The organism is Paenibacillus sp. FSL H8-0259 (assembly GCF_037963255.1).
In the GTDB taxonomy this organism is placed as follows: Bacteria; Bacillota; Bacilli; order Paenibacillales; family Paenibacillaceae; genus Paenibacillus_AQ; species Paenibacillus_AQ phytohabitans.
The window spans coordinates 4,246,717-4,264,619 of the sequence record NZ_CP150147.1 but is presented as its reverse complement, the minus strand read 5'-3'; the positions used below and the strand labels follow the sequence as shown (position 1 = coordinate 4,264,619).

Genomic DNA, 17,903 nt, shown 5'->3' with positions numbered 1-17,903 from the left:
AATTTGGAAGATTCAATATAACGCTGTAAATTCTCAACTCCCGCATCTTTAGTTGTATCCTAAGCGTCAAATGAGACCCCGCGGGTAAACTCATTAATCTCCATAAATCCTGACTCTGGCTGAAGGATTAGTCTGCCGTTGACTGAAAGGCGGGTGAAGCTGATATTGTTGATCGTCCGTTCTTCATCATAGCCAAAGATTTGGCTTGGATGACTGGTGTCGCCATTGTAAGTGATATCCTCAAAGCTGATATTCTCGATCCGGAAGCCTGGTACGGGATTATAGTCTTTGTTCCATATTACTCTTAGGTCGATGAGACGGCCCAGCTCAATATTCTCGACACGGATGTTGCGGTAGACCACATTCCGGACCGAATTATTATCACCTGCGTTGATAGCCAGCGCTCCCATATAATTCGGCTGCGGTTCATGGTGCTCCAGAATGTCGATGTTCTCAAATAGAATATCTTCAATAATATCTCCATTCTCCCGATGGTTCCCATGGGTTCCGATCATCAGGGGATGAGCGACATCTGCCCATAACACAGAGTTCCGCACGGTAATGTGGCTGGTATCACCATAGTAATCCCACCGTGAGCCGTATATGGCTATACAATCATCTGAAGTACGCAGAAACACATCGTCGATATCAATATGCGAGCAAGACATCATATCAATGCCGTCGGACCAGCCCCGGGTACTGAAGGATTTGAAATTCTGGATATGCACATGCTTGGATTGTCCCAAATAAATACTGTAATGCGGAGGATCCAGCGTAATAATCCCTTCAACCGAGATATTCTCCGAGAAGACGATGCGGATTCCGCGGAATGCCGAGAAGCGGTGAAAGTCAGACAAGTAGAGAATGCCTCTGCCGCGTATCGAGACATTCTTCACATGGTCACAGACCATTGAACCGACAACAATTGCCCCGCCGGCAATATACACGGTCGTGTCCGAAGGAATCTGCAGCAGCGTCTGCTCCAAATAATGCATCCCCGGAGCGAAATAGATCGTATCCGGCAGGTTGCCCCCTTCCACCTTAGGTGTTGCCAGCAGGCGGTAAATATCCTCCGTACGGTGAATGGCCGGCTTAAGCAGGAGAACATGATCTTGCACCGGGTCCGGCGTATCCGTCTCAATGGGATTTGCGAACAGATGAAGATTGCTGAACCGCTCCCCGTTGATCTCTACCGATAACTTCAGAGGCCGGTCTAGGGTGAAGGAAAGTGTCTTCTCAGTATGTTCAAAAGAGAGGTTAGCCGACAGTGGACGAATAACCGCTTCCTGAATGCTCTGCTTCAGGCTCTCGATCCGTACTTCTACCCTTCCGCTCATATCAAAATAGGCCATAGAAGCCTGCCGCACATGGTGCATATCTACTTTAGCCTCGTACACAAACAGCTGCTCCCAAGCTTGTCCTGGATTCCTGACATACACCGCAAAGTCATCTGGTGTTAATTGCCCCACCCGGTGCACTATAAACAATCGTCTTATTCATTTTTCCTCCATGTCGATGTTGTAGTTAATGATCAGAAACATTAGTACTCCACAATTTCTTGCTTAAAGACCGTGCAGTTCTCGATAATATACGGCGCTCTTGTATCTTTATTAATAGCGTGAAGCTTTATCCCTTCCAGTGTCAGCCGCTCCACATTGCGGATATCCATAAACGCCGCCCGGCTCCAGGTTGGATAATAGTTCTCGGATACTTGTTCCGGATGGTTATACCGCATGTCCCATACCTTGGGATAAGCCGGGGGGATGTCTTCTTTATCAACGCCTCCGATAAAGGTATACGTAATATTCCTTAAGGTTACATCGCGGATGGGATAACTGTCGCAGGCATCCATCCGGATTCCGTTGAAGGATGGAGAGCCCATTACATCGTCAGTGAAACGGTAATGGGTATGCTGCATCTCCTCGTCGTCCGTCGCCGTAATATCCGCCAGCGTAATCCGCTCCATGGTCCCGATTTCCGGCATAACCTCAAGACCGAGCGAAGAACCGATTACATCCAGCCGGTTGTTCAGGATCATGAAGACAGGACGGGTTACATTCCGCATGACCAGGCCCTGGGCTACAATGTCGGTAATGCTGCCACCCTCTGTGCACTCCAGCTTGATTCCTTCACGCCATACATTCTCAAATGTACAGTTGTGGATGGTGACACCAGAGATATCGCCTACAGATTTCAGGCCGATGCGGATTCCGGCGCAGATAGAAGTGAAATGACAATTGACAATATGCACATTCTTCATCGGATACTCTTTGCTGCTGGCTTGTAAACAAAGATTGTCGTCGGTACCTAGTATTTTGCAATTGGAGATAAACACATTTTTACAACCATCATAATCGAGGCCGTCCCCGTTATATCTTCTTTCATTACGAATGTCCAAATCCTCGCACCATATATTCTCACTGTCCAAAAAAGCCGTTGTCCATGCCGTCGAATTATAGAGCCGCAGTCCCTTGACCTGAATGTTCATACAGCGCAGAAACCTCATCATCATCGGACGATAAATGCTGCCCTCATTCGGGAAGCTCTCCGCATTGCCGTTTATTTCACCTTGGCCGATTACCCCAATATTCACCGCATTCTCGGCATAAATAAAGCATTTATCCATGTCCTGTTCATTGATGTAACGGTTATAATGCGTTCCGTCCGGGTAGTCACTGATATCCGGATTGGCCAGCAGCACAGCAGACGGGTTCACCTGTAAATACACATTGGATTTCAGAAAAATGGTTCCCGAGACAAATGTACCGCCCGCAAGCACCACGGTTCCGCCGCCCGCCTCAAAGCAAACGTCAATCGCTTTCTGGATTGCTGCCGTATCCACGGCATTGCCGTCGGCCACAGCGCCATATTCTTTCGGATCAAAACTATCCTTCATTATTAGCTCCTCCAATTATCTCGATGAAAACGATCATTAATCAAGCTTCGTGATAAGTGCTTCTCCGTCCTTTGTCTGATTGAAGCCTCTCAGTTCGGCCTTCAATTTGGCCATGGACCGGCCTAGCTCTTCCTTCTTCTCCCCGCTGTATTCGCCAATTCCCGATCCTATCACAGCTTGCTGCGGGCAGTTGTGATCGAAAGGACTTGTTAAATGGCGGTCTCTCTCAAAATACCGGTGCGGACCATAAGCTTGAAGGTGCTTGGCACAAGCGATACCATCAGATCATGGTCTCCGCCAGCCAATCATAGGAATATCTGCCGCTAATCTCATGTACGCCAGGGAATAGGTCTGAGGACAATTGATTGGCAGCATTCTCCGCTTCATAAATCTTCCGGATGTCTTCCACACTTTGCAAAAACCTTGCTTCGGAAAAATAGGATCATGTTCGCCGGACTCCAGGAATAAGGCTCTTGGAGCAATTAGACCGATCCATTCCGGCAATTCTGCATAGAGCAATATGTCCGGAATATGGTTACAGATACAATGATCGACGGCAATGATGCTCTCCTTGAACGTGCTCGTGAAGCCGGTAAGCACGACAGCCTTTAACCGCTCATCCAGCGCGGCAGTGATAGAGGAGATTAATCCGCCGCCGGAAAAGCCCATGATTCCCAACCGTTCCGCGTCAACCTCCGGCCGCGAGGCTAAATAGTCCAATACCAGCCTCGATTCCATTACACGTAATCCGGTCAATGTTTTGCCTAACATCAGTAATTGTGTGGACATCTTATAACATGAGCTTGGAGCCAGGCCATCTTCCGTCAAGTCAGCTTCAAGCAAGTGTTCTCCGAAACCAACGATATCCGGGGCAATCACAAGCAGTCCCCGTTTCACTAATTGCAAGGCGAAATGCTGATGAATTCCCGGAGGATTCTCATCGACAGTTCCATCGAAGTTCAAACCGACAATCTCTCTGCTTCCATAACCATGCCCATGGACCGCTAACACAGCAGGAATTGTAGTCTGCTCATAGCCATCTGGAATTAGGACATAAGCGGCAAAGGACAACCCGGAGACAGCAGACAGCTCCACCCGCTCCCGCACATAACCGTCACACACAACACGTTCAATAATAGTAGCTTCGCATTTACCGCTAGGCTCAAAGCTTCCGATTAACCGTTCCAGGGTCTCCTTCAGATAAATCTTCCGTTCTGAAGGCAACATCTGTAGGCGCTCTTGCTCAATCCTCTTCAGGCTACTGATATATAACTGCTCCAATAACGAATCTGCTCTCCACGTCATGGTTATTCCCGCTTTCAATAATTGGAACGGACCGGTCATCTGCACCTTCAGCAAGCCATCTGAGAGTTCCGTGTTTAAGGGGGCCGCTGCGTACATGGATGTGATCGTGAAAACTTCACTTCCACTACCTGGCCGTCATAATGGAACAGAGATGTTGTTTCCGCACCACGCATCGTTCGTCCCTGCGAGAAGCCGTTCGGATAGTTGTCTCCGTTGAAAGAATCTGCATCAAGTTCTACCTCCGTTCCCATTGTGCTAAATGATGCTCTTCATATCGCTTAATTGTATTCCCGAGCGTGTATTAAAAGTTTCTGCAAATTCACCTGAAATGTTTATATTTTGTCATACACTTTAGCTGACCGGCAGCCGGTGCGTCAGCACGGGAACTCATAAAAAAGAGACCACCAGACTTAATGGTAGCTGATGGCCTCTCCGTTGTTTCAGATATAAGCTTCCCAAATTTATTGCAAAGTCAAATACAGAAGATTCATGCTTGTGCTGGAGCTGGCCCCTTTAAAAACAACATAGATCATATAGTTTCCGGTCACAGTGCCTCCTGCCGACCCTGAAGTGGTGAGAATGTTACCGGAGAGCGCTGTAGTCGTGTATGTGGTCAAGCTTCCGGTATTAGTGACAGGGATCGTGGCCAGTAATGTCCCTCGTCGTAACCGTTCTTGTCGGCCGCATACACCGGGTTATTCACATACTTGGATAAATACGTATATTCACTGGCTGCGGCAGCAGAGGAGAATTTGTTATAATTATAAGCTGACGCATACATATTCTCCGCAGCTTTTCCTCTGTCATAGGTGGTTATCCCGCTATCGCTGTGATGATTCCATGGATAGGCGGTTACGTAAGCATCTACTTCATAGCCCAGATTATATTGAGCGCTGAAATTTGTTGCCTTTAATAAGAGACGGTTATTAAATTCATACAGGCTGTTATCGCCCTGATTCCATGCAATTTGTGCCACGTTAATGAAGGCGGACAGATTTACCAGCGCATGTGCCTGATCCCGGTCGCTCTCCTTGCTCTGCCCCGTAGTGGCATTGTAATTGTACAATAGGCTATACCCGTTCGCCCCCTGGCTCTTATCCGGTTTTTTCTGCCAAGACTCAGCTCCCTGATTGGTGTAGTAGGCTGTGCTGTTTGCTTTGAAATCGCTCTTCACCAGATTATACAGCGTCGTATCCTCGGCAAATACGGCGTAAGCCATAGAACCCTCCCGCAGAATGGCTGCGTGACCATGGGTAATGTTATCCATATCATAGGTTGCAAGCACCGCCGCATTGGATAACAGCTGATACATACTTATGGCTGTGCCGCCCGTATTCTTGTTAAACATTGCGATCAACGAAGCTGTGTCTGCTGCGGACCATCCGCTATAGCCATATCTGAGCAGCTCTGCAGCAGCGCTGAACTTAAAAGTAACAACCCCTACGTCAAGATTAGTATCATACACGGAGCCGGTATCACCGCTGGTGCCAACTCCTGTAAAGATCGACGCATATTTCATCATGATCGTCCGTGATCCTGCGGCATAAGTGGCATCACCGGTGATGGTATACATCAAGGCCAGATTATAGACCTTGGTAGCAGCTAGGCGCATTTCATTCCATCCGCCGCTGTTGTTGTGTGTTATAGCCGTAAGGGTATAATCCCCGGCCGATATAGTGCCGTAGGAGGCAACCGTACTCTGAAGTGCCGTATAGGTTGAGTACCATGGCTCGGCATGGCTGGCTACCTTATCCTTCATAGTTTGGATGCCAGCAGCATTCTGCAAAATCCCGGGATGATAAAGGCTGCGGCGGCAGTGATCTCTTCACTGGCTGACTCAGCAGCTGCCAAACGGACAGTGCCAAGAGATATACTGGAAAAGCCAAGAAGTAAGATTGCTGCCATACAAACAGAAAACGATCGTTTCTTCTTCAAATAAAAACCTCCTCAAATGAAGTAGCTGAAAGCACAGGATAGCGCTTTCAAACAAGAAAATAATACCTTTTATCTGTACGCTGTCCAATATGCGGACCAAGGCTTCCAATTATCATGTTCTGATCGCCATTGCCATCGAGGAACGGCAAAGCGAAACAGCACGGCAGCTAATGGAAAGCCATATTCAGAGTATGCTGACAACGCTTAAGCAGTAGATTCAACCCTGAGTTTCCTGATAATGAGAATTCGGTAGCCCTCTTGATTTCAGAATAAGGACGCCGGGCTTATTCCCGGCGTCCTCATTGATGGCATGCTGTTAGATTTATGCTAACATGAACATTTTGAATGTTTTAAGTACCACTGTATGCATTTTTTTGAATGATTTTGAACTTTAGAAGTGCCTCTTCCAAAGTTCGTTTCGACTTCTCCTTCAAGTGTGAGAATCGATCGAATGCAGAAAACAGATGATGTTCCCCTTGCATTACAATGGATTCCACTCGCGGAATCCAGTTATGTTTCTCTGCTTCAATGAAATGTTCAACCACTTCGTGTGCATTCCAGGTTCCTTCCCCTTCCTTATTTTGCACCCATGCTTCTGACAGACCAGATAAGAAACGCTCCAGAGTTTCTGGTGTGCGCTCTAAAATATCAATAGCTTCATGTAAACGGAAATTAATATTAATGCAACCCTCCGATTCGTGAGAGCAACAAAGCATGAATATTTTAATTTACAAAAATTTGTCCCAGTCATGGCCCTCCGGAAATTGTCGGGTTAAAGAAGATTTCAGCCATGCTTTTTCTTGTGGCAGAAGTGTCGGCAGCATTGTTTGGAAATCATTAATATCCTTCTCCCGTACTTTCGAACCGCCTGCTTTATAGAGAAGTTGGATTTCGGGTCTCAAATAAGGTATTCCTTCAACAGTTTTCAAAATAATTTCAGCCATTGGCCTTCTAATTGATTTATCTCTCTTATAAGTCCATGAATTTTCTTCGGTATCAATGATCATAAGTTGAAAAGCCCAAGGCGAATCGTCGCTCTTACTAACCCATACATCATTTGTCGAGTTCAAATACTCTCCATCTTCCCAAAGACTAAGCTTACCATCTTCAGCCCTGTACAACATCCAATCACGCATTAAATACTGATAAGCGATTAATTGCTCTTCACGAGTAATAATAACATCAATATCACTATGTTCCCTGGTTTGTTTATGTAGATGCAAGTCTAATGCCCAGCCCCCGGCAATACACCAATGTATCGGAATGACAGAAAAAAGTTTATTTATTTCCGACACAGTTAAAGGCTTCCAATTACTTATATCCGTCCTCAAACCGATCCCTCCCATTACAGTTCACCGCGCTTTTCACAACGGTATGTTTTATAAGACTGATGTTGAAAAGTTGGCGAATTCCCGAAGAAAATCTTATTGATTGTCCGATCTGTTTGTCATTGCAACAACTCCGTATTAGTTTTTACCGGCCGGTATGAATTAACATATAAGAATTATCTTCGAAAGTATAGATTGATAATGGAAGATAATTTATAACATTATTATTAGGAAGCCAATTTTAGGCGTCTTCTATTTAGTAACCTCAAAAAAATAACAGACAACAAACGTGTGGTTTTATATGCCGTTTGGCAGCTATTAAACTATAATCCTTATTCAAAATCCCAAAGATTCACCAACGAGGATAACCTTTATTCTCCCCGCCGGTTTACACATTCTTGTTTGGACGATGTAAGAACAGATACAATCATCTGTTTTACAATCTCTGCAAGCACCATTGATCAGGCAGGGCGTTTTTTGAGGCGAATGTAAAAATGGGCTGGACGAACACGAACAGCGGTATACATTAATGGGGGCCGCATATGTTCTGGCTCTTATAACTGCGTCTTCTGCGGTCTTGCAGACCTTATTCATCCCAACGATAGCAATAACACTTTTCGGTCCAAAGGTAATCGCCGCTGTTCGGTTGCCCACACTATCTATATTGACCAATATGCCATCTTCGCTAACAGAGTTAAAGCTCGTTAAATAGGTGTCGCACAAAAGAGCTTGGCGCATGAGGTCATAACGTTCCTCCATGGTATGCGCTGTATCACGATCAGTGATCATATAGCTGCCTTGACGTACTCGATTAAGAAGCCCGATTTCCTCAAGCGTGACTGACCCACCCCATGATACCGAAGTATGTTCTGGAATAAATGATAGTGCCTTTTCTACAGCTTCTATGGCGTTATCACAGTAATAAGCCTCAAACTTTCTGCTTTGCAGATTTTTAATAACCTTTGAGGCTAAAAGCCGATTTCTCGCTTTTATTGAATTTTCTTTCCCTTGCATTGTTTTTCCTCCATTCTGACGTTAGAAAAGGTGACTAAATTCTTTTGTAGTTATGATTAATATAGTACAGTAAAAAGAAAAAATATGTTGCACATGCAACGAGGAGCCTCTCATGAACAACTTAGATTCCCTATGTCAATCACGTTTATTTTCAGGGATTTCCCCAAGTGATATTCCCCAAATGCTTAAATGTCTTTCAGCCACACGGAAAGAATATGCAAAAGATGAGATGGTTGTCCGTGAGGGCGATTTAGTGGATGATGTCGGCATCATATTGCAGGGTAGTGCTCAAAGTACGAAATTGAGCGTCACGGGAAAAAAAATTATTGTATCCCTCCATTATCCGGGTGGATATACCGCAGTTTTAACAGCGGCTAGCCGTGGAAGAAGATGCCCTATGTCAGTACAGGCAATAGAACCACTTGAAGTTCTGTTTATTCCTATCCAAAGCATATTGAGCCGTTGTACGAAGTTGTGTATGGCACACGAACAATTACTTGGCAATCTTTTTGATAGTATCGCAGAACGAGCGTTAGAACTGCATGACCGAAATGATTGTCTGATTATGCCTACTATTCGGGATAAGGTCTTAACTTATTTAACAAGAGTTATGCGTGAAACTGGAACAGAAACTTTTACTATTCCTTTTGATAGAGAAGCGATGGCCGAGTATTTAGATGTAGATAGAAGTGCTTTATCCAGAGAACTTGCATGGATGAAGCGGGACGGCTTGATTGACTTTTATAGAAACGAATTTAAGCTATTGCAAAAAGCAGTAGAAAAAGATTTTCACTAACCGGCAAGCAAAGGAGATTCATCGGCCGTATAAGCCTGCAGTTGTGGACCTAAAGACCTCCCGTTCACGCGCAATCGAGATTTACGGCCTCCTGCTCAAGTGCAAATATCCCATTTTTGCATGTATATCCCTGGTTATTCGAATCGATAGACCCATCGCTCCGGGGCTATCCTTTTGTTATACTTCCAAGTGAGGTTTCAAACCATCTAGAATCAGGAATTTAATCGCAGCATCCTTCATTTCGCATTTAATACAAAACCCGCACAGAGGAGCACAAAGACATGAACTTTTTCAAAAAACTGTTTGGCGGCAATGAAATGAGCAAATCGGAAGACGGTACCACAATTTATGGCTATGACGCTCCGGATGAGCGGCAGGTTACGCCTCCCTCCGAAATTTTGTACATGGAACAATTAAACGAACATTTTAATAAAGTCTTTCCAAACCGAGAAACCGGCGTGTTCCATGAACTGATTTCAGACATCGTACATATTGATGTGAACATTATGGAAGCTACACCTGATGAGCCATACCGAGTGCTGTACACCAATGGGATGAGCGATCTGCCGATGACACTCCCACAGGAGATCCGTAAAGAGTACAAGCATCTTGAACGCGCGGAGCTGATGATGTTTTTGCCGGCGGACTGGCCGCTTACGCAGAAGGATTTTGAAGAGGAGGAGAACTACTGGCCGATCCGGCTGATGAAGATGCTTGCCCGGTTCCCGCATATGTATCAGACGTGGCTTGGATACGGCCATACCATCCCCAATACGGAGGATTACGAGCCATATACGCCTAACACTGAGCTGTCCGGCGCGATCCTGTTTGCTCTGCCGGAAGAGGTTAGCACAGTCCATACGAAAGATGGCAATCAGGTTCAGGTTTATTTCCTGGTTCCGCTATACCGGGAGGAAATGGAATTCAAACTGGAGTCAGGTATGGATGAACTGGTTGCCAAGCTGTCCGAGCTTCCCGGTGATTTCCTCGTTCTGAATCCGAATAGACCCAATGCTTGTAAATAACTGCCCGGATTAACGGATTTGAAAGTATCAGAGCAGTCACTGCGGCAAAATTGGACTTCCGGCAATGCTCTGTTCATAAGAAACCGCCCCTTTTCGATTTCCGTTACTCAGTGACTGAAAAGTATCTCTCCTCTAAAGATATTCGACTTCTACCCTAGCTCACTAACTCCTTTGATCAACTCTTCTACGCGTTTGGCTTAGTTTAAGATGATTATCTAATCGGCAATAGTACCATGTTCTTGTCCATCGACACCACCACAGATAGTTCAAAGAAATTTATTGATCGACAAAGCCCCTGCTCTTCCATAAAAAAAACAACTCACCAGGAGTTGTTTTTTTATATTCATTAGATACTCGAAATTTAACTTAGGAGTTATATATCTCTCTATTCAAGTTCACAATTTCTTGGTGCGAATATCCTCCAGTAGCTGCCGTTAACTTCTCTATCACTTTATCGCGAAGGAATGGGGCTTTTTCTTTATTTGCTTTTTTTAATGCTTCGGTTAGTTCCTCTTTGGTAAGTTCTGTGCAGTACGCAGGGGTTCCTGGCTGTTGTCGCCACGAATCACTTAAGGATCCGCTATCTACAGAGTCGAAGCCGAGCTCATTGACTACGTTCATGGTTATTTGTTTATGCGACTGGTTATCACCGGCAATCGCTATGGCAAGTCGTCCACTGGTACCTTCGGGAGCTCCTTTATATTCCAACGTATATGCTAATAAATTGTTGAAAGCTTTAGTGATAGGTCTCCCTAACTGATTGGATACCCAAACACTTTCAACCAACCCATTCTCAATTTCTGCAATTTTATTGTCTCTACCCGGATAATAATTTGAAGTGTCAACAACGACTACTTCCTCCCCAACTTTATCTACAATGCTGCGAATGCTTGGCAGTGCGTGGAAAGGGATCGATATGACTAGAACAGCAATGTTTGTTATTACTTCATCTACACTCACTGGTGTACCTGCAAGTTCTTTTCCTTCTAGCCGTTCTATCCCGCGAGCATCTGCAATTTTGACATCATGTCCATTCTCAATTAATTTTTTGGAGATATTCGACGCGATGGGTCCTGCACCTATAATTCCAAATCTCATTTTCATTTCTCCCTATATATTAGTTAGCATGCTAAATATGAGCAAGAGAGAACTTAGAATAAGTTACTCTCCATCTCCTTCAAAAGCCGCCTTAACAGTAAGCGCTCTTCGGGTAAAATTGATTTCAGTAATTTCTCTTGCTGCTGCTTCCACTTGACTTCAATCGGTTGTTCTAACTCTTTTCCCTTATCTGTTAAAAAAATGCGCATAACCCTTGCATCTTGTTCATCACGCTTGCGGTATATGAATCCGTTTTGCTCCAGTGACTTAACCATATTGGTAACCGTAGGCGGCTCACATTTCAGATGTTCGCTTATTTGCATTTGTGTAATCCCATCGCCTAACCACAAGCGATACAGCAAATTATCCTGGCCAACATAAAGGTTAAGTTCTCTTAGAGATTCACTGTAATCCCGGCGCATTTGGGAAGAAATCCGGTCTAGCGACTGACGGATATCACAATCTACTGTATCATTCATAGTTTACCCTCAACTTGTAAAGTATTTTTAGCGAACTAACTATAACATGATGAAATTGAGGTGTCCACCGGTGAACGGAGCTTTACCTGGATGGCCTATATTTTACTTGATACCAGCTGCCAGCTCATCAACCACTTCTTGTACCGTTTGGATCTTTGTGATTGGCGTAATTCCAGTACCCACAGTGATAATACCACCTTCGCCAATACCTTCAAGCATACCGATACGGATTACACTAGAGCTACCCCCTACCTTAGCAATTTCTTCACGAGATGCGCCCTGGTTATCCATAGCCACCAATTTTTCAGCAAACGGTGTAGGCAACGAACGGTAGTAAGCAGGTAAAGTACGGTACAACAACAAATCTGCTGCAGATGAATCCACTATCCTTTGCTTTACTGATTGTGCTGCGGGGTTTTCAACAGTAGGAATAAAACGGCTTCCTAAAAAGACACCTTCTGCCCCTAATTCAAAGGCACTTGCAACACCGCGAGCATCACCAATTCCACCAGCAGCGATTACTGGAATATCAAGCACATCAACGATTATAGGCGTTATTGTAAACGTACCGATAATACTTGTCGGCAATGTTCCACCCTCATCAAAACCGGTAGCAACATAAACATCAACACCCATAGCTTGAGCAGTCTTTGCATCTTCGATCGTTGGAGTTAAAGGACGGTAAACAATCTTAATGCCCGCTTCCTTCAATGGGGTAATGATCTTTTCAGTTAACGTTCCTTCAACACCATTAAGAAGAATAACTTGCACACCTTCTTCAATGACAACTTCCAAAATGGGCCAAGTGAACTTCATATCAGCATCAGTAATTAAAGTTGTACCAAATGGTTTATCCGTCAGTTCCTTTGTCTTCCGGATCTCACGGCGCATACGTTCCGCGGTTTCCTCCGGTGAGGTTGTTATTGTCGTTTGGCCGGCATTAGGACCAAGAATCCCTAACCCTCCCGCATTACTCACGGCAGCAACAAATTCAGCATTCGTAATCCAACTCATTGGTCCTTGTAAGATGGGTTTTTCAATTCCAAGAATCTCTGCTACACGATTGTTCATTAATATTGTCCTCTCTTTAGCACCCTATAGTCGCAATACTGTACAGCTTAATTGGTCTCCTCTACGGGTTATGTTACAATAATCATTAGCTTGCTAATAATATTTGTATCCGTTAGCAGCCTTGGCAATATCATACGTCCATATGTTTCATTTGCGAAGAAGGCAATTTAAATGAACGTAGTACATATTTTTGTACTTTTAGACTGGGAGCGATATCATGCGGGTATGTAATGAAGGATTTGAAAAAGAGTTTATTGATGAAAAAAGAGATATGTATGCAATAGCCTTTACGCAAAATGTACTTTCGGGGCGATGGAAATATTTCATTATCTGGTATCTGGAAGGGGAAAGACGCCGGTTTACCGAGATCAAAAAATTCCTGGGAGGCTTGTCGCAAGGCTCGCTCACCAAGCAGCTCAAGGAGCTCGAGGACGACGGAATTATTCTGCGCGATGTGTATCCTGAAGTTCCGCCACGGGTCGAATATTCGCTGACAGAGAAAGGAAACAAGCTGTTGCCTGTCCTAAAGAAGATGGAGGAATTCGGTAAAGAATATGGGGAGAAGCCTGAATTAGATGAAGGATAAGGGTAAAGGTAAAGGCTCCCCCCTATTCAGCCAGCACATAAAATCGCGCAATCCAAACCAAAAACCTCCAAGATTATCTCCCTTTCTTACGACTGGACAGGGTTCCATTCTCTTGAAGGTGTGGTGATCTGCATCATAATTAGGACCGGCCGGGGTTTGTTAGATGGAGCTGATTTTCAGCAAAATTCTTCCACGTCCATGTCTGGCTTCGCTCTTCTCCAGTGCTTGATCCGCTTGGCTTAACGGGAATATGGAATCAATCTCCGCTTTAATCATACCTTCGGCAATTAATCTCGTTAGATGCTGCAAGTCTTCCCGGTTAGGGAATTTGGTATTGAACTTAGCTGTAACGCCATATTTTTCAGCGTTTTCTTGGGAGGGATCTTGAGTTAAAGAAACCAGGATTCCGTCTTTTTTTAGAACCGTCCAGGATCTCGATTCTGTCTCGCCGCCAACGGAATCAACCACCAGATCTACGTCCTTTGCGATATCTTCGAATTTTGTTGTGGTATAATCGATGACCTGATCAGCCCCCAACGATTTTACGAAGTCCACGTTAGAGGAAGAAGCCGTAGCGATCACGGTTGCCCCTTTCCATTTAGCCAACTGAACTGCAAACTGTCCAACACCCCCTGCTGCCGCATGGAGGAGAAGGGTTTGCCCTGACTGGAGCTCACCTTCAGTGAACAAGGCCTTCCAGGCGCTTTCTGCTCCTGCTTTGATCGTTGCAGCATCCTCAAAAGTGAGACTTTCCGGCATCGCCATTAATTCTTGTTCCTTCGCAACTCCATATTCTGCATAAGCGCCTTTGATGCCGCCAAAAACGCGGTCACCGGGCTTAAATTCCGTTATCATATGCCCCGCCTCTTCGACAACTCCTGAAGCGTAGAAACCAGGGATGTAGGGAAAGGTTACAGGAAATACATTTTGAAGCCAACCCTTACGAATTTTAAAATCAAGCGGAATGACCGTAGCATACACGATGCGAACCAGGACTTCATCCGCTTGCGGTTGAGGGCGATCAATGGTGACTGCCTTCAAAACATTTGGATCCCCGTATTCGTTGACCAGAACAGCTTGCATAGATTTTTTCGACATATTTATCTCTCCTCCTATATAATCCATGGTTTGGTTTACTTTCATTTATTTTTCCAGATTTGCAGCTATTTTTTTGGCCAAAGCTGCAAACTGTACTTTTTCTTCAGCATTCAGATGTTCCGTTGTAATCTCCTCCAGCTTGCGCCAAGCCTGATCGACTCTGGTTTCTATATCACGCCCTTCTTGGGTGAGTGATACTATGGTTACCCGTTTATCCACTTCGGAACGGCTGCAGCTGACGAGACCCGCAGCTTCCAAACGGCGGACGGACTTCGCTATGGTAGAGTGATCAAGCCGCAACGATTTTGTGAGATCATTCTGAGATTGACTGTCCCGGTGCCATAATTGCATCAGCACCAGTTCCTGGCCCGGGTATAAGCCTGCTTCCCGAAGCAGTTGTCCCGCAATCCGGTGATGGGAACGAGCCAGACTGAAGATCGAGAAATTCACGGGGAAATGCGTGACTGCGCCGATTTCATCCTCAATGGTTTCGCTGTTGTCACTAGGCTTCAATAAAGTCATCTCCTTTTATGTGGTCGTCAACATATCTGTACACCTACAGTAACATTTAAATATGTTGCCGTCAACATAAATGAGCCGGACTCGGCACATTCTGTTGGATTTATCTCTTCCGTATTTATTTCGAGGTCATATTTATCAAATCCTCATCCTGTTGAAAGCGCTATAAATTCTCCTGAAATCCAAAGCTTCTCCTATAGTTTTCTTCCCAAGCTTCTTGAATAATAAAGAAAGGCACTGCAGGCCGCTACTTCACTAATGCAAAGGAGAATACCCATGCCGCATCCCTTCACCACTTTCAGTGAGGCCCTTTCTCAGCCCAGAAGCCTCTATTTCGGCGTTGTCTATCAGGACGGCAAGTATACGGCTAATGATCCGGTGAGCTTCTTCGGCCGCAAGCTGCCTGACCCAGAGTTAACTTTTGATACCGGGAACAATAAAACACTGGTGAACGTTCACATGAACGGCTCCATAAAAAATGTCACGGTGTATAGCGGCAGCTATTACAGTGATAATATTCCCGGCGTTTGGATGTGCAAGGATTTCAGGGAAGCCGGACCTTACGCCTACAAGGTGGAGCTCGGCGGGAAATACTATAATTTGGGCAGCGATGATCTGCCTTATGTCACTTCTCTGCTCGATAATCTGTTTCCGGTCACTGAATATCAGCTGGAAGCCGCCAAAGCCACTCTTCTCGTCTATGCTCCAACGTCGGCGGACGGCTCGAAACGGCTGCGCGGACTGGTCTACGGGCTGTTGCTGGAGAATCAATCCAGCCAGACCCTAACAGGTGAAGTTACGCTGCCTTCCGCCGACACCCTGCCGGACCAGTTATTCTCCGGTCCGGATTTCTGTGTACAGGTGCTCGGCCATCAGGCAGACAGTGATGGCATCGTGTCTGTTGTACTGGCCCCGGGTCAGACCTGCTGGGTGCCCGCTATCATCTATCCGGCTGGTGATCCCTGTCCACGGCTTGTCGATGAGAAAGGCACACTCTACTGGCTTAATGAAACCTGGGCCTATTTACGGGGCATCACCGGTCAGCTGAAAATGGACGAGGATCCGTTCGCGGCGGAGTTCTATGAACGAGCCCTTCTCCAGTGCATGGGCTCCCTTGCCATGGACAGCCAGGACACTCTTGCTGGTGCCAATTGGGGCACGTCACCCACAACACAGTTCACCTGGAACAAGGATATGTACTACTCCCTGCTTCCCTTTCACACAGCAGAGCCAGAGTTATTCCGGCAGGGAATGTTATGGTTCCTGAAGCATGGAGTTCGCCCGCCCGGTAACCGTTATGAAGGGGGAATTACCCACTCTCTCAGTAATTCCTTATCTTCTGTTGTCATGGCGGGTCTCTACTACCGGAGTACAGGTGACAAACAGCTGTTTCTGGACCATCCCGAGATTCACGAGTCGATCTGTAATCTCCTGGAGGAACTGCTGCTGACCCGTAAGGAAGATGAACCCTGGCTCTACCCTTCAGTATGGCTCTCCGATGCCTATTCACTGGGAGATTATCATACAGGCTCCAATGTGATTGCCTGGACCGCTCTTTATCATTATTCCCGGATTGTGGATGAGGTCTTCAGTGACACGGCGGGAGCAGAACGCTACCGGACCATTGCCGGAAGAATCCGGGAAGATTTGGAACAGCGGGCTACTGCCCAAGGCCCCTTCGGCCGTCAATATACAGAGGGAATCAGCAGGTACGGCAACAAGCTTACAAACAGCATAGAGAAATACAACGGTAAATATAAGGATTTCGGCATGCAGTTTATTTGGAATCTGGTTGAAGAGGGGCAAGTCAACCTGCTGCATCACGATGGTGAGGAATCAGATACCATTCTGATGCCGCTGTACGGGTACACTTCATATGACAATGAGACCTACAAGCATTACATGCAGTTCTCATTAAGCCCGCATAATCCAACATATAACCCTGAATCCAGGGGGATACAGTGGGGAGACCATTCTGCCTGTACCTTCCCCGGGTATATGAACGGCATGGGCATGATTACAGACTCCGCCTCACTGTCTGGTGAAGACGGGTATTTGACCCGGATACGCCAATTGACCGATGCCGACGGCTCGCTTTGGTGGTGGCCTTACAACAACGGAGCCGCTTATGGGGATGTAGTCCGTCACAATAACTGCGGGAAGTGCGGCTGGGCCTCCGGCGTTTATGCCGGGCTCTTTGTCTCCGACATTCTGGGTCTCGCTTATGATGCCCCTTCCCGGCAGCTGTCCTTCCGGCCCTTCAGTCCAAGCAGCTCTTTCACCTGGGATAAGGTCAAGCTGGGCAGCGGATATTTCAGTGTAGCCTACCGGAAAACTGATGATTCCGTGCAGGCAACGATCCTGAATCTTTGCCCAGTGACGATTACCGTAATTACCGAGCTTCGGCATGACAATGCCGGTAAACTCATGGCTTCAGCAAGCAATGGACAAGATGAGCTTAATGTGCATGAAGAATTGCCGGCCCGTCCGGACTCACGTCTCTTCAAGCAGCTCCTTGATCCGGGATGTTCAATCACCTTCGCATTACGCTAAGCAAGGATTTCGATTACATGGTTTAACCGCATTAGTGCGATTTATGTAGGTGCTCGTACAGGCAGGAGAATCTTAAATCCTGCCTGTACGGGCTTTTTGTGTTATAGAACGAGGCCACGCCGGGCACATAAAACAAGAGCACATCTCCATCATCTGGAAACATGCTCTTATTTTATGAATATGAGAACCACGGATCAGTC

Annotated in this window: 16 protein-coding genes; 4 read left to right on the top strand and 12 right to left on the bottom strand. The window is 45.9% G+C overall.

Annotated elements, in window-relative coordinates:
- Positions 1-59 precede the first annotated feature (59 nt).
- The 7 genes from NSU01_RS18080 to NSU01_RS18050 all read right to left on the bottom strand — a co-directional run bounded on the left by NSU01_RS18080 (position 60) and on the right by NSU01_RS18050 (position 8,478).
- Entirely contained in the window at positions 60-1,397 is a 1,338-nt protein-coding gene (locus tag NSU01_RS18080) for a glycosyl hydrolase family 28 protein (protein ID WP_339302322.1), read from the bottom strand.
- A gap of 143 nt (positions 1,398-1,540) precedes the next feature.
- The gene (locus NSU01_RS18075) at positions 1,541-2,896 is read right to left on the bottom strand and encodes a glycosyl hydrolase family 28 protein (protein ID WP_076243117.1); all 1,356 of its coding nucleotides are present in this window, start codon (positions 2,894-2,896) and stop codon (positions 1,541-1,543) included.
- A gap of 285 nt (positions 2,897-3,181) precedes the next feature.
- The gene (locus NSU01_RS18070) at positions 3,182-4,123 is read right to left on the bottom strand and encodes an alpha/beta hydrolase family protein (protein WP_256703781.1); all 942 of its coding nucleotides are present in this window, start codon (positions 4,121-4,123) and stop codon (positions 3,182-3,184) included.
- 691 nt (positions 4,124-4,814) lie between these two features.
- Positions 4,815-5,960, bottom strand: coding sequence for an alginate lyase family protein (locus NSU01_RS18065; protein WP_076243118.1), 1,146 nt, complete (start codon positions 5,958-5,960; stop codon positions 4,815-4,817).
- The gene (locus NSU01_RS18060; RefSeq protein WP_076243119.1) at positions 5,957-6,136 is read right to left on the bottom strand and encodes a hypothetical protein; all 180 of its coding nucleotides are present in this window, start codon (positions 6,134-6,136) and stop codon (positions 5,957-5,959) included. Before NSU01_RS18060 ends, NSU01_RS18065 begins: the two co-directional genes overlap by 4 nt.
- A 728-nt stretch (positions 6,137-6,864) precedes the next feature.
- Positions 6,865-7,467 (bottom strand): hypothetical protein, encoded by a 603-nt coding sequence (locus tag NSU01_RS18055; protein WP_076243121.1) that lies wholly within the window; start codon positions 7,465-7,467, stop codon positions 6,865-6,867.
- Between the two features lie 333 nt (positions 7,468-7,800).
- Positions 7,801-8,478, bottom strand: coding sequence for a lactate utilization protein (locus NSU01_RS18050; protein ID WP_076243122.1), 678 nt, complete (start codon positions 8,476-8,478; stop codon positions 7,801-7,803).
- A gap of 112 nt (positions 8,479-8,590) precedes the next feature.
- On the opposite strand from NSU01_RS18050, the gene NSU01_RS18045 reads away from it, so the two are divergent.
- Positions 8,591-9,274 carry a Crp/Fnr family transcriptional regulator gene (locus NSU01_RS18045; protein ID WP_076243123.1) on the top strand — a complete coding sequence of 228 codons (684 nt, stop codon included), beginning with the start codon at positions 8,591-8,593 and terminating at the stop codon, positions 9,272-9,274.
- A 281-nt stretch (positions 9,275-9,555) separates the two neighbouring features.
- Positions 9,556-10,299, top strand: a complete 744-nt coding sequence (locus NSU01_RS18040) for a suppressor of fused domain protein (protein WP_076243124.1) — start codon at positions 9,556-9,558, stop codon at positions 10,297-10,299.
- A gap of 366 nt (positions 10,300-10,665) precedes the next feature.
- Here NSU01_RS18040 and NSU01_RS18035 read toward each other — a convergent pair whose 3' ends face one another.
- From NSU01_RS18035 to NSU01_RS18025, 3 genes are all read right to left on the bottom strand, one after another.
- On the bottom strand, positions 10,666-11,397 hold the full coding sequence (locus NSU01_RS18035) for an NAD(P)-binding domain-containing protein (RefSeq protein WP_076243125.1): 732 nt from the start codon (positions 11,395-11,397) through the stop codon (positions 10,666-10,668).
- Positions 11,398-11,450: 53 nt separating this feature from the next.
- The gene (locus tag NSU01_RS18030) at positions 11,451-11,876 is read right to left on the bottom strand and encodes a MarR family transcriptional regulator (RefSeq protein ID WP_042137556.1); all 426 of its coding nucleotides are present in this window, start codon (positions 11,874-11,876) and stop codon (positions 11,451-11,453) included.
- 102 nt (positions 11,877-11,978) lie between these two features.
- A complete protein-coding gene (locus NSU01_RS18025) occupies positions 11,979-12,947 on the bottom strand; it encodes a nitronate monooxygenase (RefSeq protein ID WP_042137553.1) in 969 nt (322 codons plus the stop codon).
- Between the two features lie 217 nt (positions 12,948-13,164).
- On the opposite strand from NSU01_RS18025, the gene NSU01_RS18020 reads away from it, so the two are divergent.
- The gene (locus NSU01_RS18020) at positions 13,165-13,533 is read left to right on the top strand and encodes a helix-turn-helix domain-containing protein (RefSeq protein WP_081970015.1); all 369 of its coding nucleotides are present in this window, start codon (positions 13,165-13,167) and stop codon (positions 13,531-13,533) included.
- A 159-nt stretch (positions 13,534-13,692) separates the two neighbouring features.
- Here the strand turns inward: NSU01_RS18020 and NSU01_RS18015 are convergent, their stop codons facing one another.
- Together NSU01_RS18015 and NSU01_RS18010 are read right to left on the bottom strand one after the other, a co-directional pair.
- Positions 13,693-14,631 carry an NADP-dependent oxidoreductase gene (locus tag NSU01_RS18015; protein ID WP_083705354.1) on the bottom strand — a complete coding sequence of 313 codons (939 nt, stop codon included), beginning with the start codon at positions 14,629-14,631 and terminating at the stop codon, positions 13,693-13,695.
- A 45-nt stretch (positions 14,632-14,676) separates the two neighbouring features.
- Entirely contained in the window at positions 14,677-15,144 is a 468-nt protein-coding gene (locus tag NSU01_RS18010; RefSeq protein WP_042137550.1) for a MarR family winged helix-turn-helix transcriptional regulator, read from the bottom strand.
- A gap of 282 nt (positions 15,145-15,426) precedes the next feature.
- Here NSU01_RS18010 and NSU01_RS18005 point away from each other — a divergent pair, with 282 nt between their 5' ends.
- Positions 15,427-17,703: a hypothetical protein gene (locus NSU01_RS18005; RefSeq protein WP_076243126.1), complete on the top strand. Its 2,277-nt coding sequence runs from the start codon at positions 15,427-15,429 to the stop codon at positions 17,701-17,703.
- Positions 17,704-17,903 lie beyond the last annotated feature (200 nt).

Excerpts from the sequence above, each read along its gene's own strand:
- NSU01_RS18075 (WP_076243117.1), bottom strand. The coding sequence starts at position 2,896 with ATGAAGGATAGTTTTGATCCGAAAGAATATGGCGCTGTGGCCGACGGC.
- NSU01_RS18070 (WP_256703781.1), bottom strand. The coding sequence starts at position 4,123 with ATGTTGCCTTCAGAACGGAAGATTTATCTGAAGGAGACCCTGGAACGG.
- NSU01_RS18065 (WP_076243118.1), bottom strand. The coding sequence starts at position 5,960 with ATGAAGGATAAGGTAGCCAGCCATGCCGAGCCATGGTACTCAACCTAT.
- NSU01_RS18050 (WP_076243122.1), bottom strand. The coding sequence starts at position 8,478 with ATGCAAGGGAAAGAAAATTCAATAAAAGCGAGAAATCGGCTTTTAGCC.
- NSU01_RS18045 (WP_076243123.1), top strand. The coding sequence starts at position 8,591 with ATGAACAACTTAGATTCCCTATGTCAATCACGTTTATTTTCAGGGATT.
- NSU01_RS18040 (WP_076243124.1), top strand. The coding sequence starts at position 9,556 with ATGAACTTTTTCAAAAAACTGTTTGGCGGCAATGAAATGAGCAAATCG.
- NSU01_RS18035 (WP_076243125.1), bottom strand. The coding sequence starts at position 11,397 with ATGAGATTTGGAATTATAGGTGCAGGACCCATCGCGTCGAATATCTCC.
- NSU01_RS18030 (WP_042137556.1), bottom strand. The coding sequence starts at position 11,876 with ATGAATGATACAGTAGATTGTGATATCCGTCAGTCGCTAGACCGGATT.
- NSU01_RS18025 (WP_042137553.1), bottom strand. The coding sequence starts at position 12,947 with ATGAACAATCGTGTAGCAGAGATTCTTGGAATTGAAAAACCCATCTTA.
- NSU01_RS18020 (WP_081970015.1), top strand. The coding sequence starts at position 13,165 with ATGCGGGTATGTAATGAAGGATTTGAAAAAGAGTTTATTGATGAAAAA.
- NSU01_RS18015 (WP_083705354.1), bottom strand. The coding sequence starts at position 14,631 with ATGTCGAAAAAATCTATGCAAGCTGTTCTGGTCAACGAATACGGGGAT.
- NSU01_RS18005 (WP_076243126.1), top strand. The coding sequence starts at position 15,427 with ATGCCGCATCCCTTCACCACTTTCAGTGAGGCCCTTTCTCAGCCCAGA.